General features: G+C 63.8%; 21 protein-coding genes and 1 tRNA gene. 14 read left to right on the plus strand and 8 right to left on the minus strand.

Annotation, left to right across the window (positions count from 1 at the left end):
* Positions 1–3: 3 nt before the first annotated feature.
* From C2L66_RS05230 to wrbA, 3 genes are all read right to left on the minus strand, one after another.
* A complete protein-coding gene (locus tag C2L66_RS05230) occupies positions 4–1431 on the minus strand; it encodes an FAD-binding oxidoreductase (protein ID WP_060601558.1) in 1428 nt (475 codons plus the stop codon).
* 130 nt (positions 1432–1561) lie between these two features.
* Entirely contained in the window at positions 1562–1990 is a 429-nt protein-coding gene (locus C2L66_RS05235) for a DUF2069 domain-containing protein (protein ID WP_060601557.1), read from the minus strand.
* The gene (gene wrbA, locus C2L66_RS05240; protein ID WP_054934279.1) at positions 1987–2589 is read right to left on the minus strand and encodes an NAD(P)H:quinone oxidoreductase; all 603 of its coding nucleotides are present in this window, start codon (positions 2587–2589) and stop codon (positions 1987–1989) included. Before wrbA ends, C2L66_RS05235 begins: the two co-directional genes overlap by 4 nt.
* A gap of 109 nt (positions 2590–2698) precedes the next feature.
* Between wrbA and C2L66_RS05245 the strand changes: the two genes are divergently transcribed.
* Positions 2699–4015: a YihY family inner membrane protein gene (locus tag C2L66_RS05245; RefSeq protein WP_054934286.1), complete on the plus strand. Its 1317-nt coding sequence runs from the start codon at positions 2699–2701 to the stop codon at positions 4013–4015.
* 67 nt (positions 4016–4082) lie between these two features.
* Here the strand turns inward: C2L66_RS05245 and C2L66_RS05250 are convergent, their stop codons facing one another.
* From C2L66_RS05250 to C2L66_RS05260, 3 genes are all read right to left on the minus strand, one after another.
* A complete protein-coding gene (locus tag C2L66_RS05250) occupies positions 4083–4406 on the minus strand; it encodes an Mpo1-like protein (protein WP_054934287.1) in 324 nt (107 codons plus the stop codon).
* Positions 4407–4555: 149 nt separating this feature from the next.
* Complete coding sequence (locus C2L66_RS05255) at positions 4556–5386, minus strand: alpha/beta fold hydrolase (RefSeq protein WP_054934280.1); 831 nt, start codon at positions 5384–5386, stop codon at positions 4556–4558.
* Positions 5383–6732: an O-acetylhomoserine aminocarboxypropyltransferase gene (locus tag C2L66_RS05260; protein ID WP_060601554.1), complete on the minus strand. Its 1350-nt coding sequence runs from the start codon at positions 6730–6732 to the stop codon at positions 5383–5385. The genes C2L66_RS05255 and C2L66_RS05260 overlap by 4 nt, the downstream gene beginning before the upstream one ends.
* A gap of 308 nt (positions 6733–7040) precedes the next feature.
* Between C2L66_RS05260 and C2L66_RS05265 the strand changes: the two genes are divergently transcribed.
* From C2L66_RS05265 to C2L66_RS05280, 4 genes are all read left to right on the plus strand, one after another.
* A complete protein-coding gene (locus C2L66_RS05265; protein WP_054934282.1) occupies positions 7041–7508 on the plus strand; it encodes a CBS domain-containing protein in 468 nt (155 codons plus the stop codon).
* A gap of 170 nt (positions 7509–7678) precedes the next feature.
* Complete coding sequence (locus tag C2L66_RS05270; protein WP_060601551.1) at positions 7679–9616, plus strand: MFS transporter; 1938 nt, start codon at positions 7679–7681, stop codon at positions 9614–9616.
* Between the two features lie 142 nt (positions 9617–9758).
* The gene (aroC, locus tag C2L66_RS05275) at positions 9759–10859 is read left to right on the plus strand and encodes a chorismate synthase (RefSeq protein WP_054934284.1); all 1101 of its coding nucleotides are present in this window, start codon (positions 9759–9761) and stop codon (positions 10857–10859) included.
* A gap of 72 nt (positions 10860–10931) precedes the next feature.
* Positions 10932–12395, plus strand: a complete 1464-nt coding sequence (locus C2L66_RS05280) for a tetratricopeptide repeat protein (protein WP_060601548.1) — start codon at positions 10932–10934, stop codon at positions 12393–12395.
* Positions 12396–12473: 78 nt separating this feature from the next.
* Here C2L66_RS05280 and C2L66_RS05285 read toward each other — a convergent pair whose 3' ends face one another.
* Positions 12474–14147 (minus strand): electron transfer flavoprotein-ubiquinone oxidoreductase, encoded by a 1674-nt coding sequence (locus C2L66_RS05285; protein WP_060601545.1) that lies wholly within the window; start codon positions 14145–14147, stop codon positions 12474–12476.
* A 188-nt stretch (positions 14148–14335) separates the two neighbouring features.
* On the opposite strand from C2L66_RS05285, the gene C2L66_RS05290 reads away from it, so the two are divergent.
* Together C2L66_RS05290 and C2L66_RS05295 are read left to right on the plus strand one after the other, a co-directional pair.
* Positions 14336–15112, plus strand: coding sequence for an SDR family oxidoreductase (locus C2L66_RS05290; RefSeq protein ID WP_054934288.1), 777 nt, complete (start codon positions 14336–14338; stop codon positions 15110–15112).
* Between the two features lie 240 nt (positions 15113–15352).
* The gene (locus C2L66_RS05295) at positions 15353–15781 is read left to right on the plus strand and encodes an acyl-CoA thioesterase (RefSeq protein WP_054934289.1); all 429 of its coding nucleotides are present in this window, start codon (positions 15353–15355) and stop codon (positions 15779–15781) included.
* A 66-nt stretch (positions 15782–15847) separates the two neighbouring features.
* Here C2L66_RS05295 and C2L66_RS05300 read toward each other — a convergent pair whose 3' ends face one another.
* On the minus strand, positions 15848–16393 hold the full coding sequence (locus tag C2L66_RS05300; RefSeq protein WP_054934290.1) for a PAS and helix-turn-helix domain-containing protein: 546 nt from the start codon (positions 16391–16393) through the stop codon (positions 15848–15850).
* A 313-nt stretch (positions 16394–16706) separates the two neighbouring features.
* Between C2L66_RS05300 and C2L66_RS05305 the strand changes: the two genes are divergently transcribed.
* From C2L66_RS05305 to thrS, 7 genes are all read left to right on the plus strand, one after another.
* Positions 16707–17411: a CoA transferase subunit A gene (locus C2L66_RS05305; RefSeq protein ID WP_054934291.1), complete on the plus strand. Its 705-nt coding sequence runs from the start codon at positions 16707–16709 to the stop codon at positions 17409–17411.
* Between the two features lie 2 nt (positions 17412–17413).
* Positions 17414–18055, plus strand: coding sequence for a CoA transferase subunit B (locus tag C2L66_RS05310; RefSeq protein ID WP_035990398.1), 642 nt, complete (start codon positions 17414–17416; stop codon positions 18053–18055).
* Positions 18056–18264: 209 nt separating this feature from the next.
* Positions 18265–19185, plus strand: coding sequence for an alpha/beta fold hydrolase (locus C2L66_RS05315; protein WP_060601543.1), 921 nt, complete (start codon positions 18265–18267; stop codon positions 19183–19185).
* 103 nt (positions 19186–19288) lie between these two features.
* Positions 19289–19642, plus strand: coding sequence for a RidA family protein (locus tag C2L66_RS05320; RefSeq protein ID WP_035990403.1), 354 nt, complete (start codon positions 19289–19291; stop codon positions 19640–19642).
* Positions 19643–19703: 61 nt separating this feature from the next.
* The gene (locus C2L66_RS05325) at positions 19704–21944 is read left to right on the plus strand and encodes a RelA/SpoT family protein (protein ID WP_060602733.1); all 2241 of its coding nucleotides are present in this window, start codon (positions 19704–19706) and stop codon (positions 21942–21944) included.
* A 98-nt stretch (positions 21945–22042) separates the two neighbouring features.
* Positions 22043–22119: transfer RNA gene (locus tag C2L66_RS05330), tRNA-Val, on the plus strand.
* Positions 22120–22403: 284 nt separating this feature from the next.
* A complete protein-coding gene (gene thrS, locus C2L66_RS05340; RefSeq protein ID WP_060601540.1) occupies positions 22404–24311 on the plus strand; it encodes a threonine--tRNA ligase in 1908 nt (635 codons plus the stop codon).
* The last annotated feature ends 32 nt before the right edge of the window (positions 24312–24343 follow it).

Below are 24343 nucleotides of genomic sequence, written 5' to 3' on the forward strand. Positions count from 1 at the left end.
CTGTTAGCGTAGCACCTTGCCGGGATTCATCAGGTTCAGCGGATCGAATGCGGCTTTCAGGGTCTTCATCAGACGCACTTCGACATCCGATTTGTAATGCGCCGATTCGTCGATCTTCAACTGGCCGATGCCATGCTCCGCGCTGATGCTGCCGCGATGCCGATGCACGCTGTCGTAGACGATCTGATTCATCGTGCTCTGGTACTGGGCGAGAAACTGCTTCGGATTGCCGCCTTCGGGCGCCTGCACGTTGTAATGCAGATTGCCGTCGCCGAGATGACCGAACGTCACCATCCGCGCGCCGGGCGCGGCCTTCGCGATCAGCGCATCCGTTTCTTCGATGAAATGGCCGATCCGCGAAATCGGCACGGCGATATCGTGCTTGATGTTCAGCCCTTCCTCGGCCTGCGCCAGCGGAATATGCTCGCGCAGATTCCAGAATGCCTGCGTCTGCGCGAGATTTTCCGCGACCACGGCGTCTTCGACGTGACCGCTTTCGAGCGCGGCTTCCATCATCCGCTCGAAGAGTGCGCGCGCGTGCTCTTCGCTTTCGCTATCCGATAGTTCGAGCAGCACGATCTGCGCGTGCGGTTCGGCGAACGGATAGCGCATCTGCGGGAAGTGCCGGTTCACGAGACGCAGGCAGAAATCCGACATCAGCTCGAAGCCCGTCAGAAGCGGTCCGGCGTGACGCTGCGCGAGCGACAGAAAGTCCAGCGCAGCATGCGCCGAAGGCAGCGCGGCGAGCGCGGTCACGCGTGCGGCCGGCTGCGGATGCAGTTTCATCACGGCCGCCGTGATGATGCCGAGCGTGCCTTCCGCGCCGATGAAGAGGTCGCGCAGATCGTAGCCCGTGTTGTCCTTGCGCAGGCCGCGCAGTCCGTCCCACAGTTCGCCTTGTGGCGTCACCACTTCCAGCCCGAGGCACAGTTCGCGCGTGTTGCCATAGCGCAATACGCCTGTGCCGCCCGCGTTCGTCGACAGATTGCCGCCGATCGTGCAACTGCCTTGCGCCGCGAGGCTCAGCGGGAACAGGCGTGCCGCCGCTTCGGCGCGCGCCTGTACGTCGGCCAGCACGACGCCGGCTTCGACGGTGATCGTGTTGTTGTGCGGGTCGACGTCGCGCACGCGATTGAGCCGCCGGAGGCTCAGCACCGCTTGCGCGCCGCTGGTATCGGGCGTGGCGCCGCCCGCGAGGCCTGTATTGCCGCCTTGCGGCACGATCGAGACACGATGTTGGTTCGCAAGCCGCACGATCGCGGCGACTTCTTCAGCCGTCGACGGGCATAGCACCGCGCATGCGCTGCCTGTGTAGCGGCGGCGCCAGTCGGTGAGGTAGGGCGTGGTGTCGTGCGGATCGGTAAGGACGTGCGCGGCGCCGATCGCGTCGACGCACGCGGCGATGAAGTTCGATGAAGCGGCGGAGTTCATGAATGGTCGGTCAGAGCGGGTAGGGCGTGTTCGAATGGTGCGTGGTTGATTCGACGCTGACGGTTGACGCAGGTTGCGATGCATGGGATGCGCAGCGCGGCCGGGGCTGTGACCGCGCTGCGCCTGTCGATCAGACGGGGCCGCTGGCTGCGCCGCTTTCGCTGCGCGCACGGCGCTTCGCTGCACGCTTGAACGGCGCGACATAGACGAGCGCGCAGACGAAGAACGCGGCGGCGAGGACCGCCTCGCACCAGCCGAGCCGGGCGCTCGGGCCGCGATCCGACATGCCGCGCACGATGCCTTCCATCAGATACAGCAGGCTCAGCATCGACGCCCATTGCAGCGTATAGAGGCGCTTGCGCCACACGCCGGGCAGCGCGAGCAGCAGCGGCGCGGCCTTGAGCACGAACAGCGAGCCGCCCGCGCGTAACGGCGCGAGCCACCATTCCCACGCGACGCACAGCGCAATCAGCGCAACGAGCGCAACCAGCGCGCCCGTTGCGGCGGCGCGGTTGCCTTGCGCGCTGTCACGGCCCGATGCGTCGCGCGCTGGATTCATGGGCGCTCGCTCATCGACGCCGCCGTGCGCGCAATCCGCGCGCCAAGCGCAACGGCGAGCGTTTTCTCGTCGGCGGAAATGCCGTGGCCCGCCGAGTCCGCACGCGCGAAGTGGGACGCGCCATACGGCGTGCCGCCTGTTTGCGTCGTGGTGAGCGTGGTTTCGGTGTAAGGAATGCCGAGGATCAGCATGCCGTGATGCAGGAGCGGCAGCATCATGGACAGCAGCGTCGTTTCCTGGCCGCCGTGCAGGCTGCCCGTCGACGTGAACACGCAGGCCGGCTTCCCGGCGAGCGCGCCCGACAGCCACTGGGGCGTCGTGCCGTCGAGGAAGTACTTGAGCGGCGCGGCCATGTTGCCGAAGCGGGTCGGCGAGCCGAGCGCGAGGCCCGCGCACTCTTCGAGATCGCGCAGTTCCACGTACGGTGGGCCTTCTGCGGGAATGTCGGGTTGCGTGGCTTCGCAAACCGTCGAAACGGGTGGCACCGTGCGCACACGCGCTTGCATGCCGGAAACGCTGTCGACGCCGTGCGCGATGGCCAGCGCGAGTTCGCGCGTGGCGCCGTGCCGGCTGTAGTAAAGCACGAGGATGTCTTTCATAGGCATTGGCAGTGAACGGGTATTATAGGGGTGGGTTCGCTGGCGGTGCCGCGAGATTGGCGACGCGCCCGATGCCGGCGCGTGCATTGAAGTGGAGGAGGTCGGTTTGTTGTCCAGGTTGCGTCTCGATCTCGACGCGCTCAAGCGCCTCGCGGAGTTTGCCGCGAAGCGCAGCGGCGAGGATCGCATTCCTCAGGTGGCGGGCAGTCTCACCTTCACGACGATGCTTTCGCTGGTGCCGCTCGCGACGGTCGCGTTTGCGCTGTTCACCGCGTTTCCGATCTTCGCGCAATTCCAGATGTCCCTGCAGACCTTTCTCGCCGACCATCTGATGCCCGACCAGGTCAGCAGCCAGATCTTCAAATACCTGAATCAGTTCGCATCGAAGGCGAAGGGGCTGACCACGGTCGGCATGATCATTTTGTTCGTCACGTCCGTGATGACGATGATGACGATCGAATCCGCGTTCAACGTGATCTGGCGCGTGCGCAAGGCGCGCCCGTTCGCGCAGCGCGTGCTGGTCTACTGGTCGATCCTGACTCTCGGGCCGATTCTGATCGGCGTGAGCCTGTCGATCTCTTCCTATCTGTTCACGCAGTCCATGACTTACACGGCTGCGCAGCGCATCACGCCGCTGATCGAATGGGCGCTGGCGGGCGCTGCGTTGCCGCTGACGGTGCTCGCGTTCACGCTGATGTATGTGTTCGTGCCGAACTGCCGGGTGGAATGGCGCGATGCCATCGTAGGCGGTGTGACGGCCGCCATCGCGTTCGAACTCGCCAAGCGCGGCTTCGGTTTCTACATCCGGCGCATTCCGACCTATACGGCCGTGTATGGCGCGTTCGCCGTCGTGCCGCTCTTTCTCCTGTGGATGTACCTGAGCTGGTTCATCACCCTCGCGGGCGCGATGATCGCGTCGGCGCTGCCGGCGATCCGCACCGGGCAATTCCACCGTCCCGATTTTCCGGGCAGCGATCTGCTCGACTCGCTCGAATTGCTCGCGCGGCTCGCCGAAGCGCGCGATGCAGGCACACACGGCTACACGGTGCCGGAACTGGCGCGCGCACTGCGCCGCGATATGGAAACGACGGTGCGCCTGTTGCAGCGGCTAGAAGCGATCGACTGGATCGTGCAACTCGACGAAAACGGCCAGCGCCCGCGCTTTCTGCTGATCGCGAACCCGAGCCAGATCACCGTGGAGCGGCTATTCGACCAGTTCGTGATCGACCGCGCGGAACTCGCGTATCAGCTGAATCTCGATTCGACGCGCGTGGATAGCGCCATGCTGCTTGCCGCGCTCGATAACGACGCGCTCAAGGTGAGCCTCTCGACCTTGCTGGCGGCGCGCGCTGCATCACGCGGCGCCGGGCAAGCGGATCACGCGGGAGTGGGCGACGCGGCTGCGCTGCCACGACAAACGGCTTGAGCGCCCGGGCACTCGCGCGTGGTGACGCCCGAGCCACGTTGCGCGTTGCTCCGCTCGCCGCTCGCCGCTACAGCGGAATGCGCCCCGTGCAGATGTCCTTGAACATCACCCAGTCGCCCATCAGGCTGTAAATGGGATGTCGGAACGTCGCCGGCCGGTTCTTCTCGAAGAAGAAATGGCCGACCCACGCAAACCCATACCCGCATATCACGGCGGCTGGCAGCCATAGCCAGTCACCCGTTGCGAGCGCCATCGCGACGAAGCCGATCACGCCCAGCGATCCGACGAAATGCAGCCGGCGCGACACCGTGTTGCGATGCTCGGTCAGATAGTACGGATAGAACGCCGCGAAGCTGGCGAAGTGCTCGTCGTGCGTTGTCTGATGGCTCATGATCGGCTCCATTGCCTGCCTGCGCGAGCGCCGTCGCGCTGCGCAATCCGCTCAGGCATGGATTAATTGTGCTGCTATCGTCAGACGCGCGCAACCTGGCCATTCGGCATATGTTGCGCGCGCTTCGGGACGGTTAATGTGACGTTTCTTCAGCGGCCAGGAACGCGGGCCGTCGCAAACGCGTAAAGCGCATCGAGCGTCGCGTCGGGCTGCTCGGACATCAGCGCGTGGCCGGCGTCGAGCGTGATCGTGTCGACGGGCACGTTCGCGCCGCGCAGCGCGTCGGCTAGGGCTTTGGCGGCGCGCGGCGGCGTCATCATGTCGCGCCTGCCGACAATCAGGCGCGTGGGGCAGCTCACCTGCGTGGCGCGCGCGAGGCCGTCCGTGTACGCGTTGCAGGCGCTGAAGTCGGTGTGAAAGAGTCGGGGTTCGCCCGTCGCCGAGACGCGCTCCATCAGCCGCTGGTTCATGCCGTGCAGCCAGAAGCCGGGCGCAGGGCAGGAGGGTTTCGCGGCGAGGGTCGAATGCGACCACTGGTTGACCATGTCGATGGCTTCCGGCTCGCGCTCGCGCGCCGCGTCGAGCAGCGCGTCGGACACAGCCATCGGCACAGCCGTCGCGACGAGCGCCAGATGCGTCGCGCGTGACGCATAGCGGGCCGCGAAGTCGAGTGCGACGAGCGAGCCCATGCTGTGCCCGGCGACGAACGCACGCGCCACGCCCATTGCGTCGAGCAACGCGGCGAGCCAGTCGGCCATCCCGGCGATGCTGGTCAGCGCCGGGCCGGCGCTGCGATGGTGGCCGGGCAGGTCGACGGCCAGCACGCCGAAACCGTGATGCGCGAAATAGCGCGTTTGCAGCGCCCAGACGCTGTGATCGTGCTCGGCGCCATGAATGAAGACGGCGGTGGGCAGGGCGGCGTCGAATGTCTTGCCGCCCGTGTAGACATAAGCCGGTTTGCCGTTGACGTCGACGATCATGCGGACTCCTTGCGCGCCGGACGGGCGGGCTTCGAGGCGGCCTGTTGCGCAGCGCCACCCGCGGATTTCTGCGCGGCCTTGAGCGCGCGCTTGAGATCGTCGATCAGGTCGTCGGGGTCTTCCAGGCCGATCGAAAGACGTATCGTGCCTTCCGCTATGCCCGCGGCGACTAGCGCGGCGGCGTCCATGCGGAAGTGCGTCGTCGACGCGGGATGAATGACCAGCGAGCGGGCGTCGCCGACGTTCGCAAGATGCGAGAACAGCGACAGCGCTTCGATGAACGCGCGGCCAGCGGCGCGGTCGCCGCGTAGATCGAAGCTGAACACGGCGCCCGCGCCGCGCGGCAGCAGGCGCTGCGCGAGCGCGTGATCCGGGTGGGTCGGCAGTTCGGGATAGGCGACGGATTCGACGGCGGCATGGGCGGCGAGGAATTCGACCACCTTGCGCGTGTTCGCGACGTGGCGTTCCATGCGCAGCGGCAGCGTTTCGATCCCTTGCAGCAGTTGCCACGCCGCTTGTGGATGCAGGCATGCGCCGAAGTCGCGCAACCCTTCGCGGCGGGCGCGCAGCAGGAACGGCGCGACGGTGCTTTCCTCGGCGAACACCATGCCGTGAAAGCCTTCGTACGGCTCGGTGAATTCCGGGAAACGCCCGGACGCGTCGAAGTCGAACGTGCCGCCGTCGACGAGTACGCCGCCGATCGTCGTGCCGTGGCCCCCGAGGAACTTGGTCGCAGAGTGGTAGACGAAATCCGCGCCGTGGTCGAACGGCTTGAGCAGGTACGGCGTCGTGAAGGTCGAATCGACCAGCAAAGGCACGCGATGCTCGTGCGCGATCTGTGCGACCGTGGAAATATCGAGCACGTCGAGGCCCGGGTTGCCGAGCGTTTCGCCGAACAGCAGCTTCGTGTTCGGCCGCAGCGCGGCGCGCCACGCGTCGATGTCGCCCGGCTTCACGAACGTCGTTTCTATGCCGAAGCGGCGCAGCGTGTAGTTGAGCAGGTTGTGCGAGCCGCCATAGAGCGCACTCGAGGCGACGATGTGCGAGCCCGCGCCCATCAGCGTTGCGATCGCGAGGTGCAGCGCGGCCTGGCCGCTCGCCGTGCCGATCGCGCCCGCGCCGTTCTCGAGCGCGGCCACGCGCTCTTCGAACACGGCGACGGTCGGGTTCGAGATGCGCGAGTAAACATGGCCCGCGCGCTCCATGTTGAAGAGCGCGGCGGCGTGGTCGGAGTCGCGGAACGTGAACGACGTGGTCTGGTAGATGGGTGTCGCGCGCGCGCCCGTCGCGGGGTCGGGGGCGGCGCCCGCGTGCAGCGCAAGCGTGTCGAAACGGTTGGCGGACATCGTGGACGGCCGGACCTCGACAGCCCGGCGAAGGTGAGAGTGGGGGCCATCGTATCATCGTGCCGCGCGCGAACCACTCGGTTATCGCCCGTATGACGTCGGTATGGAAAGGTGTGCGGGATTGCCGCAAACCGGCCGACCGGTGCGCCCGCCGCGGCCGCCGGCAGGTCCGCGAGCGCCGCCTGCCGGGCGTTCGCCGGCGCGCTCCCGGCGGTGGTTGTGCGCTTTCTTTTTGTGGACCTTTCCGCTACGATCGAAAGTCAGTGAAGCCTTTTTTTGCTTCAGAAGGCTTAATCAGGAGACAAATCATGCGCGTCAGCGACATTCTCAAGCTCAAGGGCAACACCCTTTTTACCGTCACGCCCGATAGCCCGCTTAACGAAGCCGTCAATACGATGGCCGAGCACGATATCGGCTCGCTCGTCGTGATGGAGTACGGCGATCTGGTCGGCATGCTGACGTTCCGCGAGATCATTCTCGTCCTGAGCCGCAATGGCGGCAGCGTCGGCGGCAGCACGATCCGCAAGATCATGGACGATCACCCGCTCACCTGCACGCCCGAAACGGACGTCAACGAAGTTCGCCGCATGATGCTCGAACATCACGTGCGTTATCTGCCTGTCATGGAGAGCCGCAAGCTGATGGGCGTGATTTCGTTCTACGACGTCGCGAAGGCCGTCGTCGAAGAGCAGGGCTTCGAGAACCGGATGCTGAAGGCCTATATCCGCGACTGGCCCGCGGAAGACGAGCCGCAACCGGAGCAGCCGTCGCGCTGAGCCGGGCTCGATGCCGGCCCGGTTTGGTGATGAGGCCTGCCGGCATGCCGCTGTCGCATGACTGAACTATCCTCGATGCGCGCGCGATCAGCGTGCGCTTTTTTTGTGTCCGCCAGTTCCGCAAAGCGGGTTGTGAATCCGGGCAGAAACCGCCCTCTATCCGTCACGCAATGAACGATCGTCCGTTGTCCACCGCCCAACAGCAAAGGCGCGCCGCGCGTGAGCACGGTTCACAATTCCGGCTGTTGCGCGAGCGCCGTTTCGCGCCGTTTTTCTGGACGCAATTCCTCGGCGCGATGAACGACAACGTGTTCAAGATCGGCTTCACGTCGCTCGTCACGTATCAGGCCGCGCGTTTCTCAGGCGTCAATGCGGATACCGCGGCCTTTCTGATTTCCGCGATCTTCATTCTGCCGTTCGTCCTATTCTCGGCGACCTCGGGTCAGATCGCCGACAAGTACGACAAGGCGATGCTCACGCGCTTCGTAAAGACGTTCGAGATCGGCGTCATGCTGGTGGGCGGCGCGGGCTTCTGGCTGCACAACGCCGTGCTGCTTTATCTCTGCACGTTCCTGATGGGCGTCCATTCGACGGTCTTCGGCCCCGTCAAATACGCTTACCTGCCGCAGCATCTCGACAAGTCGGAGCTGGTCGGCGGCAACGGCATGGTCGAGATGGGCACCTTCGTCGCGATTCTGTTCGGCACGATCCTCGGCGGCGCGGCGGCGGGCTCGGAGGCGCATGGTGCGGCGATTCTCGCGTTCGGCTGCGTGGCGATTGCGCTGATTGGACGTGTCGCGTCGGGTTTCGTGCCGCCTTCGATGCCCTCTCAACCGGACCTGCGCATCAACTGGAATCCGATCAGCGAGACCTGGCGCAATCTGAAACTGGCGCGTCAGAACCGGACGGTGTTTTTGAGTCTGCTTGGCATTTCCTGGCTGTGGTTCGTTGGCGCGACGTTCCTGTCGTCGTTCTTTCGGTTCGCGAAGGACGTGCTGTCCGCCAATCCCGATGTCGTGACCGTCCTGCTCGCAACCTTTTCGATCGGTATCGGCACCGGGTCGCTGCTGTGCGAGCGGCTGTCGAAGAAACGCATCGAAATCGGGCTCGTGCCGCTCGGCTCGATCGGCATCAGCGTGTTCGCGATCGACCTGTTCTTCGCAAGCCACGCGCTGCCGGGCGTCACGCATCTGCTGACGGTCGGCGAATTCATCGCATTGCCCGCGCACTGGCGCGTGCTTGCCGATCTGTTCCTGCTGGCGATGTTCGGCGGCTTCTACAGCGTGCCGCTCTACGCGCTGATCCAGAGCCGCAGCCAGCCGAGCCACCGCGCGCGGATCATCGCGGCGAACAATATTCTCAACTCGCTGTTCATGATCGTGTCGGCGCTGATGGCCGTCGCGCTGACGTCGGCGGGCGTCGGCATTCCGGGGTTGTTCCTCGTGACGGCGCTGCTCAACGTGGTCGTCGCGATCTATATCTATTCTCTCGTGCCCGAGTTCCTGCTGCGCTTCTTTGCGTGGCTGATGGTGCACACGTTCTACCGGATTCGCCTCGTGCACGCGGAGCGCATCCCCGAAGAGGGCGCGGCCGTGCTGGTGTGCAATCACGTGAGCTATGTCGACGCCATTGTCATCATGGCCGAGAGCCCGCGGCCGATCCGCTTCGTGATGGATCACCGGATTTTCCGCACGCCGCTTGTCGGCTGGCTCTTCAGACACGCTAAGGCGATTCCGATCGCACCGGCGCATGAGGACCCGGAAATGCTGAAACGTGCCTATGAGGCCTGCGCGAAAGCACTGGATGACGGCGATCTCGTCTGTATTTTTCCCGAAGGGAAGCTGACACGAACCGGCGAGATGAATCCGTTCCGCCATGGCGTGGCGGAAATTCTGCGGCGCAAGGCCGTGCCCGTCGTACCGATGGCGCTGCGCGGGCTATGGGGCAGTTTCTGGTCGCGCAGCACCGATGCGCGTTTTCCCCGGCCGCTGCAGAAGGGTGTGATGAGCCGCCTGACGCTGGCCGTCGGCGAACCGCTCGAGCCGGCGGACGCGACGCCGGAACGGCTGCAGCAGGTCGTCACCGAGTTGCGCGGCGCGCGCAAGTGAGACTGCGCACCTGAACCGTCCAGCGGAAGGCGCAACCCTTCGTCCATTTGTCCTATAACAGCTAGCCGGGCCGCCGCGTGCCACGCCAGCGCGGCCGGGCTGGCATAATGACGGTCTCCCCGCATCTCTTTGGACGACGCTCATGTCCGGCAATACCCTCGGTACGCTCTTCACCGTCACGACCTTTGGCGAATCGCACGGCCCGGCCATTGGCTGTGTGATCGACGGCTGCCCGCCGGGCATGTCGCTCGTCGAAGCCGACATCCAGTTCGAACTCGATCGCCGCCGTCCCGGCACGTCGCGCCATGTGACGCAGCGCCAGGAAGAAGACAAGGTCGAGATTCTCTCGGGCGTCTTCGAGGGCAAAACGACGGGCGCGCCCATTGCGCTGCTGATCCGCAACACGGACCAGCGCAGCAAGGACTACGGCAACATCGTCGAAACGTTCCGCCCGGGCCACGCCGACTACACCTACTGGCAGAAGTACGGCATTCGCGACCATCGTGGCGGCGGCCGCTCGTCGGCCCGCCTGACGGCGCCGACAGTGGCGGCGGGGGCCGTCGCGAAGAAATGGCTGCGCGAGAAGTTCGGCGCCGAGATTCGCGGCTATATGGCGGCGCTCGGCGAAATCGACGTGCCGTTCGTCGACTGGCAATACGTGCGCGAAAATCCGTTCTTCGTGCCGAATGCGGATATCGTGCCGCAGCTCGAAACGTATATGGACGAACTGCGCAAGGACGGCGATTCGATCGGCGCGCGCATCAACGTGGTGGCGTCGGGTGTGCCTGTCGGCCTTGGCGAACCGCTGTTCGACCGCCTCGACGCCGACATCGCGCACGCAATGATGGGTATCAACGCGGTGAAGGGCGTCGAGATCGGCGCGGGCTTCGAAAGCGTGCGGCAGCGCGGCTCCGTGCATGGCGACGAACTGACGCCGGAAGGCTTCGTCGGCAATCATGCGGGCGGCGTGCTCGGCGGCATTTCGACGGGACAGGACATCACCGTGTCGATCGCCATCAAGCCGACGTCGAGCATCCGCACGCCGCGCCGGTCGATCGACAAGAACGGCCAGCCCGCCATCGTCGAAACGTTCGGGCGGCACGATCCGTGCGTCGGCATTCGCGCGACGCCGATTGCCGAGGCGATGCTCGCGCTGGTGCTGATCGACCACGCGCTGCGCAACCGTGCGCAATGCGGCGACGTCGCCGTCGACACGCCGAAGATCGCAGCCAGCGCGCCGTAATCTGGCATGCGCGTCTGACGCAGCGTCGTACGCCATTCGGCAGAGTTGCCGGTTCCCGACGGGGCGGTCAACATGAACACTTCCGATTCCACCGCCGCCAATCCGCTCGCGCCGCTGCGCGCGCGCACGGCCTTGCCCGACGCCGTCGCGACCGACTGGCTGGCGCTCGGCAACGCGCTCCTCGAACGTGCAAACGGCGACAAGGCGCAGCTGCGCGAAGCCGTGGACGCGCTGATGCGGGCTCACCGGCTGGACGCGAATTGCGACACCAGGCTGTTGCACGACATCGCGCAGACGGCGTTCATCCTGCGCGACTGGGCGCTCGTCGAATCGTCCACCGCACTGTTGCTGGCGCGCGATGCCAACGATGCGAACGCGCTCGTCTGGCGCGCAGCCGCCGTCCAGGAACGTGACGATTTCACCGAAGCGCAGCGTCTGCTGCATGAAGCGGCGCGCGCGGCCCCCGGCAATCACATCGTCTTGCACAAACTCGCGTTGTGCATCAAGGAGCAGGGCCGCTTTAGCGAAGCGGAAGCGCTGCTGCGTCGCGTGCTTGAGTTGACGCCGAACAACGCGCACGCGCTGTTCGATCTGTCGGAACTGGAAGTGCGCGCGGGGCATTACGCGCAAGGCTGGCTCGACTACGAAGCGCGCATCGCTTTCGCACATGATTCGAACGTTGCGCGGGCGGCCCTCTCCGCCATCAGTCCGAACTGGCGGGGCGAGTCGCTGGCGGGGAAGACGCTCGTCGTCTATGGCGAGCAGGGCAACGGCGACTGCCTGTGGTCGGTGCGCTTTCTGCCGCTGCTCGCCGAGCGTGCGCAACGTGAAGGCGGCCGCGTGATTTTTGGTTACGCGGGGCCGATGCAGCCTCTGTTCGAGCGCATGCTGCCGGACGGCATCAAGATCGAAACGAGCCTCGACACGAAGCCCGACTTCCATTGCGGGTTGATGAGTCTGCCGCTGCGTCTGGGCATCAACGATCCGTCGGTGTGGGGGCGGCCATATCTCAGCGCCGATCCCGCGCGTGCCGACGCGTGGCGAGAGCGCGTCGCCGGCGCCACGACGGCGGAGAATCGCAAGGTAGGCCTTGTCTGGAACGGCAATCCCGATCACATCCGCGACAGGCGGCGCTCGGTGCCGGCTGATGAGATCGCGCGGATTCTGGATGTGCCGGGCGTGACGTTCTTCGCGATTTCGCCGGGGCGCGAGCAGACGGTCGGGCAATGGCGCGCGCAAGGCATCGATATCGTCGATCTGACGCCGGAGTTCACGGCCGGCTTCGACGACGTCGCCGCGCTGCTGGTCAATCTCGACGCGCTTATCACCATCGACAGCGGACCCGCGCATCTGGCGGGCGCGCTCGGCGTGCCCACGTGGTTGATGCTCGATCACGTGTCCGCATGGTTTTGGGGCGAGGAGACGGAACGCACGCCGTGGTATCAGACCGTCGAGCTGTTTCGCCAGCCGTCAACCAGTGCGTGGGCGGCCGTGCTGGAGCGCGTGCGTGGTCGGCTTGAAGCGCTGGCCCAGTGAGCCGGAAAATTTCCGCATCGTCATGCGAAAACGCCGCTCATCGAGCGGCGTTTTGTTCTGCGGACGACGCGATTTGCGTCACATGTTCGGATAGTTCGGACCGCCGCCGCCTTCGGGCGTCACCCACACGATATTCTGCGTCGGGTCCTTGATATCGCAGGTCTTGCAGTGGACGCAGTTTTGCGCATTGATGACGAGCCGCTCGCTGCCGTCGTCGTTCTTCACGAACTCGTAGACGGCGGCGGGGCAGTAGCGGCTTTCGGGGCCCGCGTAGGTCTGCAGGTTGACCTTCACCGGCACCGACGGGTCTTTCAGCGTCAGATGCGCAGGCTGATTCTCTTCGTGATTCGTGTTCGAGATGAACACCGAAGAAAGACGATCGAACGTGAGCTTGCCATCTGGCTTCGGATACTCGATTGGCTTGCACTGCGAGGCCGGTTTCAGCATCTCGTGATCCCAGTGCTGGTGATGCAGCGTCCACGGCACGTTGCCGCCCAGCAGCTTCTGTTCGATGCCGACCATCAGCGTGCCGAGATACAGGCCCTTGCTCATCCACTGCTTGAAGTTGCGGGCGCGGTAGAGTTCGGTGTGCAGCCACGAGGTCTTGAACGACTCGGGATAAGCCGTCAGTTCGTCGCTCTGGCGTCCTGCCTGTACGGCGTCGAATGCGGCGTCGGCGGCGAGCATGCCGGTCTTGATCGCCGCGTGCGAACCCTTGATCCGCGATGCGTTCAGGAAACCTGCGTCGTCGCCCACGAGCGCGCCGCCCGGGAAAGCGAGCTTCGGCAGCGACAGCAAGCCGCCCGCCGTAATCGCCCGTGCGCCGTACGACACGCGCTTGCCGCCTTCGAGGAACGCACGAATCGACGGATGCGTCTTGTAGCGCTGAAATTCCTCGAACGGCGACAGATACGGATTCGAGTAGCCCAAGCCGACGACAAAACCCACCATCACCTGGTTATTGTCGATGTGATACAGGAACGAGCCGCCGTAGGTCTGCGTATCGAGCGGCCAGCCAGCCGTGTGGATCACCAGACCCGGCTTGTGCTTGGCCGGATCGATTTCCCACAGTTCCTTGATGCCGATGCCGTACACCTGCGGATCGGCGCCGTCGCGCAGCTTGAACCTGTCCGACAGCTGGCGTCCGAGATGCCCGCGCGCGCCTTCGCAGAACAGCGTGTACTTGGCATGCAGTTCCATGCCGAGCTGGAAGTTTTCGGTCGGCTCACCGTCCTTGCCGATGCCGAGATTGCCCGTCGCGACGCCTTTGACGGAGCCGTCGTCGTTGTAAAGCACTTCAGCGGCCGGAAAGCCCGGAAAAATCTCGACGCCCAGCGCTTCGGCCTGCTGCCCGAGCCAGCGCGTGACGTTCGCGAGGCTGATCACGTAGTTGCCGTGATTCTTGAAATTGTCCGGCAACGCCCAGTTCGGCACCGCTTTCGCGCCCGTTTCGGAGAGAAACAAAAAGCGGTCTTCCGTCACTTCGACGTCCAGCGGCGCGCCTTTTTCCTTCCAGTCCGGAATGAGTTCGTTCAGCGCGCGCGGGTCCATCACGGCACCCGAGAGGATATGCGCCCCAATTTCCGAGCCTTTTTCGAGCACGCAGACGCCGATCTCGACGCCTTTCTCCGCGGCACGCTGCTTCAGGCGAATGGCCGCCGACAGGCCCGCCGGGCCGCCGCCGACGATCACCACGTCATATTCCATCGACTCGCGCGGGCCGTATTGCTCGATCAGACTTGCGGGGGTCATTGATGCTCCTCTTACCGTTAGAATGCTTTTTTCGGGATCGTATTGTCAGCGAACGATCCCTGCACTGCAACACAATGAGGCAAGATTAGCACGATCGTTCTATTATTGTGAACTGGGATTTACGCCATGCGCTGCGCAGCACGCGGGCCAGGCATTCCCATCACATCCACGTTCCAAGGAAAACGACAATGGGCCGTTCGATCAATCTGGAAGGCAAGGTGGCGCTGATTACCGGCGCGTCGAGTGGACTCGGCAAGCGGTTTGCCATGGTGCTGTCGCAAGCAGGCGCGAAGGTCGTGCTGGCGAGCCGACGTATCGAACGCCTGAAGGAATTGCGTGCCGAGATCGAGGCGTCGGGCGGCGCGGCGCACGTCGTTTCGCTCGACGTGACGGATTATCAGAGCATCAAGTCGGCCGTCGCGCATGCCGAGACCGAGGCGGGGACGATCGATATTCTCGTCAACAACTCGGGCGTCTCGACCACGCAAAAGCTGACGGAAGTGACGCCCGCCGATTTCGAATACGTGTTCGACACGAACACGCGCGGCGCCTTTTTCGTCGCGCAGGAAGTGGCCAAGCGGATGATCATGCGCTGCGGCGCCACTAACAAGCCGTCGTACCGGATCATCAATATTGCATCCGTGGCGGGCTTGCGCGTGCTGCCGCAGATCGGCCTTTACTCGATGAGCAAGGCGGCCGTCGTGCACATGACGAAGGCGATGGCGCAGGAGTGGGGCCGGCATGGCATCAATGTGAACGCGATCTGCCCTGGGTATATCGATACCGAGATCAATCACCATCACTGGTCCACCGATCAGGGGCAAAAGCTGATTTCGATGCTGCCGCGGCACCGCGTCGGTAAACCGGAAGATCTCGATGGGTTGTTGCTGCTGCTCGCCGCTGACGAATCGCAGTTCATCAACGGCTCGGTGATCGCCGCCGACGACGGCTTCGCCCTGTCGTGACGGGCGCGGCTGCGCTGACAACCACGCGTTTCGCGACGCTCGGAGCAGAAAAACGCGAAACGCGCGATCATTGACACCCTTGTGCAACGTCCGCATCGCGCGGCGCAGTCTGGCCGCCATGCTTTGCGGTGCGGCCGCAGCCGGGTGCGGGCCAGCCGAATGCGGCCGCAGCCGAATGCGGCCCAGCCGAGTGCGGCCCAGCCGTTCCGTTCCCCCGATTTGAACCGAAGAAGAAGTGCAATGAGCGATTACCACCCAGTTTTTGAGTTGTCGATGCCGATCCGTTGGGGCGACATGGACGCGTTCGGCCATGTGAACAACACGGTCTATTTCCGCTACATGGAGCAGGTGCGGATTTCCTGGTTCGAGCAGCTCGGCATTGCCGGCGGCAATGGCGAAGGGCAGGGGCCCGTGATCGTCAATGCATCGATGGAATTTCTGAAGCAGCTGCACTATCCGGGCGACGTGATCGGCCGCATGACAGTCGGCGTGCCGGGGCGCAGCAGCTTCGATACGGGCTTCGAACTGTATCGCGCTGACGATCCTGACACGCTGTACGCGCGCGGCAATGCGAAGTGCGTGTGGATCGACTACGCGGCGGGCAAGTCGGTGCCGATTCCCGACCTGCTGCGCTCGACCATCGAAAACGCTCAGCTCGTGAAGGCCTGAGCGTCATCCTCGCGCGCCGGCTGTCACGGCCGGCGCCGCTCCCCGCTCCCGCTACGCAAGCGGAAGTCAGTTCCCGAGCAGGCGCTGCAACAGCTCGGTCGCGTTGCCCGTGTCATATTTGCGCATCAGCCTCGCGCGGTAGACGTCGACGGTACGCGAACTGATGTCGAGAATCCGGCCAATCTGCTTGCTCGTTTTCCCCGTCACCAGTTGCGCGGCGATTTCACGCTCGCGCGGCGTCAGTTCCACGGCGACGCGCCGCGTCGCGCTCAGATCCTCGAAAGTCCAGACGCCCGCTGCGTGCGGTGTCGCGCGGTCGAGCGAGCGGCCCGTCACGTGGCACCAGAATAGCTCGCCGTTGGCGCGCTTCATGATGCGGTCGTCGGCGTAGCTGCCTTGCGCCGTCATGATGGGCGGAATGCGCTCGCCGATGCGCTCGAACTCGTCGGGCGACGGATACAGCACCGCGAACGATTGCCCCAGCAACGATTCGCGCGAGCGGCCGAAGATCGAGGCGAGCTGGTCGTTGCAGTCTTCGATGATCCGTTCGCGCGACAGCACGAGACCAATCGGCGCGAGATGAAAAGCGGTTTGGTAATCCAGAGCGGGCATGAAATCAGCGAAGGATGCGGGACGAGTACTTATGTATTTTTGCGTATTGTGCCGCAAGGCCGCCGCATCGTACCCTTTCGGCACATCACAAGATGCGCGGCTGGCGTGCCCGAGCAGTTCTCCATCAAGTTTTGCACGAGTCACGCCACCGTTCGCCGCAGGTGACTAGAATGGCGTTTCGGGCCATGCCCGCAGCGCCCCGGCAATCTGTCAGGCCGTGCGAAAGCGCGCCGGGACGAGCTGCCAGTCGACATAAGAACGGCGTCGCATCGATCCGGATTTTCGGGTATCCAATCAAGGAAGGGACACACTGATGAACAAAGTCTACGCAAGCGCGGCGTCCGCGCTCGAAGGCATCGTCAAGGACGGCCAGACATTCGCTGTCGGCGGCTTTGGCCTGTGCGGCATTCCCGAAGCGCTGATCGCCGCCCTGCGCGATTCGGGCGTCAAGGGCATCACCTGCATCAGCAACAACGCGGGTGTGGACGGCTTCGGCCTCGGTTTGCTGCTGGAAACGCGCCAGATCAAGAAAATGATTTCGTCGTATGTGGGCGAGAACAAGGAATTCGAGCGCCAGTATCTGGCGGGCGAACTCGAGCTGGAATTCACACCGCAAGGCACGCTCGCCGAAAAGCTGCGCGCAGGCGGCTCGGGCATTCCGGCGTTCTTCACGAACACGGGCTACGGCACGATCATCGCGGACGGCAAGGAAACGCGCCAGTTCGGCGAAAACCACTACGTGCTCGAACATTCGCTGACGGCCGACGTCGCGCTCGTCAAGGCATGGAAGGCCGACAAGTCGGGCAACCTGATCTATCGCCGCACCGCGCGCAACTTCAACCCGATGTGCGCCATGGCGGGGAAGATCACGGTCGCGGAAGTCGAAGAGATCGTCGAGACGGGCGAACTCGATCCGGACGCAATCCACACGCCGGGTATCTTCGTGCAGCGCCTCGTGCTGAACGCGAACCCGGAAAAACGCATTGAACAACGCATCGTCCGCGCGAAAGGAGAGTAATCATGGCTTGGAATCGTGACCAGATGGCCGCGCGCGCGGCGAAGGAACTGCAGGACGGCTTCTACGTGAACCTCGGCATCGGCTTGCCGACGCTCGTCGCCAACCACGTGCCCGCCGGCATGGAAGTGTGGCTGCAGTCGGAAAACGGCCTGCTCGGCATCGGTCCGTCGCCGTACGAAGACGAAGTGGACGCCGACCTCATCAACGCCGGCAAGCAGACGGTGACGACGCTGCCGGGCTCGTCGATTTTCTCGTCGGCCGATTCGTTCGCGATGATTCGCGGCGGACACATCAACCTGGCCATTCTGGGTGCCATGCAGATCAGCAAGAAGGGCGATCTGGCGAACTGGATGATCCCGGGCAAGATGATCAAGGGCATGGGCGGCGCGATGGACCTCGTGGCGGGCGTGAAGAAGGTCGTCGTGCTGATGGAGCACGTCGCGAAGGGCGACCAGCACAAGATTCTCGAGGAATGCACGCTGCCGTTGACCGGCGTGGGCGTGGTCGACCGCATCATCACCGACCTCGGCGTGATCGACGTGGTCGACGGCGGCTTGAAGCTGGTCGAACTGGCCGACGGCGTCACCGTCGACGAGATCAAGGCGAAGACGGGCGCGCCGCTCGACACGAGCGCAGTGGGCTGATTTTGTTCGTCCGGCTCCGCGCCGGATCGGGTTGACGTAAAGATTGATGGGAAGCGGGTGCGATGCAGGTCGCACCCGCTTTTTCATTTTGGCGTTTGTGCTTTTGTCCTATGCCGTTTCACCGATGAGAGACGAGGGCGAAGCGGTTTAGAATCGATCGTGTTCCGTGCGCCTTTTGCGCGCTGCCTGTTTCGATCGAGGGAATTCTGATGACCGCCACGCCCTTCGCCGTTTCGCCCGCAATCAGTCCCGCCGTGCCCCGTCAACGTTACGTGCAATGCGCAAGCCCCGTTGGCCTGCATCGCACCGCATACACAGAATGGGGTGCGCCCGACAACCCGCGCGTGCTGGTCTGCGTGCATGGTCTCACGCGCTCGGGTCGTGACTTCGACCGGGTCGCGGCGGCGTTGTCGTCGGTGTATCGCGTGGTGTGTCCTGACGTGGTCGGGCGCGGCTTGTCGTCGTGGCTCGCCAATCCCGCTTACTACACCATTCCGCAGTATGTCGGCGACATGGTCACGCTCGTTGCGCGGCTTGGCGTGGAGTCGGTGGACTGGTTCGGCACGTCGATGGGCGGGCTGATCGGCATGGCCTTCGCCGGGCTGAAGGATTCGCCCATCCGCAAGATGATCGTCAACGACGTCGGCCCGCATGTCGAGCCGGTCGCGCTCGAGCGTATCGGCAGCTATCTGGGGCAGCCGGTGTCGTTCGCCACGCAGCAGGAAGTGATCGATCATGCGGCGTTGCTCGCGCAATCGTTCGGGCCGTTGACGCCCGAAGAGTGGCGCGAGATCAATTCGCCGCTCGTGCATGAGCGTGACGGCGCATGGCGTTTTCGCTACGACCCGCGCATCGCGGAGCCGTTCACCAAGACCACGCCCGAACTGGCGGCGCTCGGCGAGGCGGCGCTGTGGCAGTCGTTTGCGGCGATCGAGGGACCCGTGCTCGTGGTACGCGGCGAGCAGTCGGATCTGCTGTCGCGCGAAACCGTCGCGCAGATGATCGAGAAGGGGCGCAATGTGTCGAGCGTCGAAATTCCCGGTGTGGGCCACGCGCCAGCCTTTCTCTCCGCTGATCAGATCGATATCGTGAAACGGTTCTTTATCGGGGACGGCGCTGACGCGTCATAATATGAGATTGGCGCGGCGTCGTTGACCGATCACAAAGAATCGGGGAACGCAAAACGCATCGCCGCGCAGCATCGTTTTTTATTCTCAACGGACAGGACATTTCATGGCAGTCATTCGTCATCACGTCGGCAAGCGTCTTTCGGAAACCGCCGTGCACAACGGCACGGTCTATCTTGCCGGCCAGATCGCCGAGGACACCGATCAGGACATCGTCGGTCAGACGCGCGAAGTGCTCGGCCACATCGACCGCCTGCTCGGCGAGGTCAACAGCGACAAGTCGCTGCTGCTGTCGGTGCAGATTTATATCTCGGACATGGTGCATTTCGCCGGCATGAACGCGGCGTGGGACGAGTGGGTCGCGCAAGGCAACACACCGCCGCGCGCCACCGTCGAGGCGAAGCTCGCCAACCCGAAGTGCCTCGTCGAAGTGGTCGTCGTCGCCGCGCAGCGCAGCTAAGCCAGCCATCACGTTTCAAGCATTCGCCTGAGTGCCCGCGTATGCCGCGGGCCGCCGCACGATGAACACCGACACCGTCACGACCGCTCCGAACCCAACGCCGTCTTTCGACGACGCGCTCGCGTTCGTGCGCGAGCACGCGGGCGATGCGCGCCTGTCGTCGGGCGAGCCGCTCGCCGATCATGCCGCCGGCACGGCGGCCATCATGCGCACGCTCAACGTCGATCCGCCTGCAGTGCTGGCGGCGGCGCTGTTCTCGCTGACGCCGCATCTGACGAACCCCGAGCAGACCATCGCCGACAATTTCGGCGAGGAAGTCGCGCAACTGGTCGGCGACGTGCGCAAGCTGCTGCGGCTCGGCACCGTGAGCATGCGAGCGGCGCAGAACGCGATGCCCGAAGCGGGCCGCGATGCGCAGGCCGCGCGCCGCGCGCAGGTCGAAGCGTTGCGCAAGATGCTGCTCGCGTTCGCGCAGGACATCCGCGTCGTGCTGATCCGGCTCGCTTCACGGCTGCAATCGCTACGCTACTACGCTGCGGCGAAGATCACGCCTACGCCGGACGTGGCGCGCGAGACGCTCGACATCTACGCGCCGCTCGCGAACCGGCTCGGCATCTGGCAGTTGAAGTGGGAACTCGAAGACCTCGCATTTCGCTTCGAGGAGCCACAAACCTACAAGCGCATCGCGAAGCTGCTCGACGAGAAGCGCGTCGAGCGCGAAACGTATGTGGCCGAGGCGATCGAGCGGTTGCAACAAGAGCTGGCTGCGGCGCATATCAACGCCGAGGTGAGCGGCCGGCCAAAGCATATCTACAGCATCTGGCGCAAGATGCGAGGCAAGGAACTGGACTTTTCCGAGCTGTACGATGTGCGTGCGTTTCGCGTCATCGTGCCGGACATCAAGGATTGCTATACGGTGCTCGGCATCGTGCACAACCTGTGGCAGCCGGTGCCCAGGGAGTTCGACGACTACATCTCGCGGCCCAAGCCGAACGGCTACAAGTCGCTGCACACGGTCGTGATCGGCGATGACGGCCGCGCGTTCGAAGTGCAGATCCGTACCCAGGAAATGCATCAGTTCGCCGAGTATGGCGTGGCTGCCCACTGGCGCTACAAGGAAGCGGGCACGCGCGGCTACGGCGGCCAGTTCAGTGCTAGCGAGAAATACGACGAGAAGATCGCATGGCTGCGTCAGCTGCTTGCGTGGAAGGACGATGTGTCCGAAGGCAAGCCCGGTGAAAAGGGCGCGGCCCGGCCGTGGGAGCAGCTTCGCCAGGCGACGCTCGACGACGACCATATCTACACGCTCACACCGCAGGCGCGTGTGATTCCGCTGCCCCAAGGCGCGACGCCGCTCGATTTCGCGTATCACCTGCATAGCGAACTCGGACATCGTTGCCGCGGCGCGCGCGTCGACGGCGCGATGGTGCCGTTGAACACGCCGTTGCAGAACGGGCAGACCGTCGAGATCATCGCGGTGAAAGAAGGCGGTCCGTCGCGCGACTGGCTCAATCCGCAGCTTGGCTATCTGCAAAGCCACCGCGCGCGCCAGAAAGTGCGGGCGTGGTTCAACGCGGTCGAAGTGCAGGAGAACATCGCGACGGGGCGCGCGATGGTCGAAAAGACCTTGCAGCGCGAAGGCAAGACGTCCGTCAATCTCGATCAGCTTGCCGCGAAGCTGGGTTTCAAGTCCACCGACGATCTCTTCTCGGTCGTCGGCAAGGAAGAGTTCAGCTTGCGGCTCGTCGAGCAGGCGCTGAACGACGCGCCGACCGCCGAGCCCGTCGTCGAAGCGCCTGAGCAGTTCGAGAAGCGCAGCAGTGGCGCGAGCGTTGCGCATGGCGCGTCGACGGGGGTGCTGGTCGTCGGCGTCGATGCGTTGCTCACGCAGCTCGCGCGCTGCTGCCGCCCGGCGCCGCCAGATGACATCGCGGGTTTTGTCACGCGCGGCAAGGGCATGTCGATCCATCGCAGCGACTGCCCGACGTTCCTGCGGATGGCCGAGCGTGCGCCGGAGCGTGTGCTGCAAACGGCATGGTCCGCGGACGTGATGAGCGGGCGCGGCAAGTCGGTCTATCCCGTCGATCTTTCGATCGAAGCCAGCGACCGGCAAGGTCTGCTGCGCGATATCTCCGAAGTCTTCGCGCGCGAGAAGATGAACGTGGTCGGTGTAAAGACGCAGTCGCGGCGCAACGCGGCGTTCATGCAGTTCACGGTGGAAGTGTCGAGTGCGGCGCAGATCCAGCGCGCGTGCGCAATGTTGGGGGAAGTAGCGGGCGTCGTTAGCGCGACGCGCAAGTGATGGCGTTGGCCATTCGCGAAAGCGGCATCGGGATTTTGATGTCGCCGCATAAAAACGCTTGCCAACTTTCTCTGCGCTCCATATAATCTCGTTTCTCTAGGCTCGTAGCTCAGCTGGTTAGAGCACCACCTTGACATGGTGGGGGTCGTTGGTTCGAGTCCAATCGAGCCTACCAACGAATCTGAAACTTCGGCTTGCCGATGTTTCGCAAACGCAAGTAGCAATAAGCGCTTCGGCGTAAATGGCGAACCAAGCGAACATGGTTATGACACCGCGAACGTTGACCGGAACTGTTTCGGAGCGACGCTAGTCGAGGACCACTTTCGCCCTTGTTGTTTGCAGCAGTTTTGCGGAAATGTGAATGCGGCCCCTCGAAAGCGGGGCCGCATTTTTTTTGTCGTGCTTTTTTGTCTTTAAGTCTTGTTGCCTGTGCCGCCGGCCGGCATTACGGAGAACGCAATGGTTTCGATACGACTGCCCGATGGTTCTGTTCGACAGTACGAGCATCCCGTCACCGTCGCTGAAGTGGCGGCCTCGATCGGCCCCGGTCTCGCGAAGGCGGCGCTTGGCGGCAAGATCGACGGTGAGCTGGTCGATACGTCCGCGCTGATCGATCGCGATGTCTCGCTCGCGATCGTCACGGACAAGGACGCCGATGGCCTCGACATCATTCGCCACTCGACGGCCCATTTGCTCGCGTACGCGGTGAAGGACCTGTTTCCCGAGGCGCAGGTGACGATCGGGCCGGTGATCGACAACGGCTTCTACTACGACTTCTCGTATAGCCGTCCCTTCACGCCCGAAGATCTCGAGAAGATCGAAAAGCGCATGCAGGAGCTCGCGAAGAAGGATGAGCCGGTGTCGCGCCGCGTGGTGTCGCGCGATGAAGCGGTCGAGTATTTCAAGAGCATCGGCGAAAGGTACAAGGCCGAGATCATCGAATCGATCCCCGCCAGCGACGAGATCAAGCTGTACTCGCACGGCGGTTTCACGGATCTGTGCCGTGGTCCGCACGTCCCGTCGACGGGCAAATTGAAAGTCTTCAAGCTGATGAAGCTCGCGGGCGCATACTGGCGCGGCGATTCGAAGAATGAGCAGTTGCAGCGTATCTACGGCACGGCCTGGACGAAGAAGGAAGACCAGGATGCGTACCTGCACATGCTCGAAGAGGCGGAAAAGCGCGATCACCGCAAGCTCGGCAAGCAGCTCGACCTGTTTCACATGCAGGACGAGTCGCCGGGCATGGTGTTCTGGCATCCGCGCGGCTGGACGTTGTGGCAGCAGGTCGAGCAGTACATGCGCCGTCGCGTGAACGATGCGGGCTACCTCGAAATCAAGACGCCGATGATCATGGACCGCTCGCTGTGGGAGGCGTCCGGTCACTGGCAGAACTATCGTGAAAACATGTTCACGACGGAGTCGGAAAAGCGCGACTACGCGATCAAGCCGATGAACTGCCCGGGTCACGTGCAGGTGTTCAATCACGGCCTGCGCTCGTACCGCGACCTGCCGCTGCGTTATGCGGAGTTCGGCTCTTGCCATCGGAACGAATCGTCGGGTGCGCTGCACGGCCTGATGCGTGTGCGCGGCTTCGTCCAGGACGATGCGCATATTTTCTGTACCGAAGACCAGTTCATCAGCGAATCGATCGCGTTCAATACGCTGGCGATGAGCGTTTATAAGGATTTCGGCTTCGATAACGTCGAGATCAAGCTTTCGCTGCGCCCCGACGCGCGCGCGGGTACGGATGAAACCTGGGATCGCGCCGAGCAGGGTCTGCGTGACGCGCTGACGGCATGCGGCGTGAGCTGGGAAGAATTGCCGGGCGAGGGTGCGTTCTATGGTCCGAAGGTCGAATATCACATCAAGGATGCGCTCGGCCGGTCGTGGCAGTGCGGCACGCTGCAGCTCGATATGGTGCTGCCGGAGCGCCTTGGCGCGGAGTACGTGGCGGAGGACAATAGCCGCCGCCGCCCGATCATGCTGCACCGGGCAATCGTCGGATCAATGGAGCGGTTCCTCGGTATTTTGATCGAGCACCATGCCGGTGCAATGCCTGCCTGGCTGGCGCCGATGCAGGTCGTTGTGATGAATATCGCAGAAAGTCAGGCGGAATACGCACAGTCTCTGGCCCAATCGTTGCAAAAACAAGGGGTTAGAGTAGAGGCCGATTTGCGCAACGAGAAGATTAGCTATAAAATACGCGAGCACACGCTTGAAAAGGTGCCGTATCTGCTGGTCGTCGGCGATAAGGAGCGTGATGCACAAACGGTAGCCGTGCGTGCCCGTGGCGGTGTCGATCTGGGCGTGATGTCCCTCGATGCCTTCAGCGAGCGTCTGCGCCAGGACGTGCAGACGTTCCAGTAACCACCAGGCAGCGCGGCTCGTTTTTTTAATCT

Origin of the sequence: Paraburkholderia caribensis (assembly GCF_002902945.1) — a bacterium.
Taxonomy (GTDB): domain Bacteria; phylum Pseudomonadota; class Gammaproteobacteria; order Burkholderiales; family Burkholderiaceae; genus Paraburkholderia; species Paraburkholderia caribensis.

Coding starts and splice junctions, on each gene's coding strand:
- C2L66_RS05285 (WP_060601545.1), bottom strand. CDS start 14,147: ATGACCCCCGCAAGTCTGATCGAGCAATACGGCCCGCGCGAGTCGATG.
- C2L66_RS05295 (WP_054934289.1), top strand. CDS start 15,353: ATGAGCGATTACCACCCAGTTTTTGAGTTGTCGATGCCGATCCGTTGG.
- C2L66_RS05280 (WP_060601548.1), top strand. CDS start 10,932: ATGAACACTTCCGATTCCACCGCCGCCAATCCGCTCGCGCCGCTGCGC.
- C2L66_RS05300 (WP_054934290.1), bottom strand. CDS start 16,393: ATGCCCGCTCTGGATTACCAAACCGCTTTTCATCTCGCGCCGATTGGT.
- aroC (WP_054934284.1), top strand. CDS start 9,759: ATGTCCGGCAATACCCTCGGTACGCTCTTCACCGTCACGACCTTTGGC.
- C2L66_RS05290 (WP_054934288.1), top strand. CDS start 14,336: ATGGGCCGTTCGATCAATCTGGAAGGCAAGGTGGCGCTGATTACCGGC.
- C2L66_RS05270 (WP_060601551.1), top strand. CDS start 7,679: ATGAACGATCGTCCGTTGTCCACCGCCCAACAGCAAAGGCGCGCCGCG.
- C2L66_RS05255 (WP_054934280.1), bottom strand. CDS start 5,386: ATGATCGTCGACGTCAACGGCAAACCGGCTTATGTCTACACGGGCGGC.
- C2L66_RS05265 (WP_054934282.1), top strand. CDS start 7,041: ATGCGCGTCAGCGACATTCTCAAGCTCAAGGGCAACACCCTTTTTACC.
- wrbA (WP_054934279.1), bottom strand. CDS start 2,589: ATGAAAGACATCCTCGTGCTTTACTACAGCCGGCACGGCGCCACGCGC.
- thrS (WP_060601540.1), top strand. CDS start 22,404: ATGGTTTCGATACGACTGCCCGATGGTTCTGTTCGACAGTACGAGCAT.
- C2L66_RS05260 (WP_060601554.1), bottom strand. CDS start 6,732: ATGTCCGCCAACCGTTTCGACACGCTTGCGCTGCACGCGGGCGCCGCC.
- C2L66_RS05235 (WP_060601557.1), bottom strand. CDS start 1,990: ATGAATCCAGCGCGCGACGCATCGGGCCGTGACAGCGCGCAAGGCAAC.
- C2L66_RS05315 (WP_060601543.1), top strand. CDS start 18,265: ATGACCGCCACGCCCTTCGCCGTTTCGCCCGCAATCAGTCCCGCCGTG.
- C2L66_RS05320 (WP_035990403.1), top strand. CDS start 19,289: ATGGCAGTCATTCGTCATCACGTCGGCAAGCGTCTTTCGGAAACCGCC.
- C2L66_RS05305 (WP_054934291.1), top strand. CDS start 16,707: ATGAACAAAGTCTACGCAAGCGCGGCGTCCGCGCTCGAAGGCATCGTC.
- C2L66_RS05250 (WP_054934287.1), bottom strand. CDS start 4,406: ATGAGCCATCAGACAACGCACGACGAGCACTTCGCCAGCTTCGCGGCG.
- C2L66_RS05310 (WP_035990398.1), top strand. CDS start 17,414: ATGGCTTGGAATCGTGACCAGATGGCCGCGCGCGCGGCGAAGGAACTG.
- C2L66_RS05230 (WP_060601558.1), bottom strand. CDS start 1,431: ATGAACTCCGCCGCTTCATCGAACTTCATCGCCGCGTGCGTCGACGCG.
- C2L66_RS05325 (WP_060602733.1), top strand. CDS start 19,704: ATGAACACCGACACCGTCACGACCGCTCCGAACCCAACGCCGTCTTTC.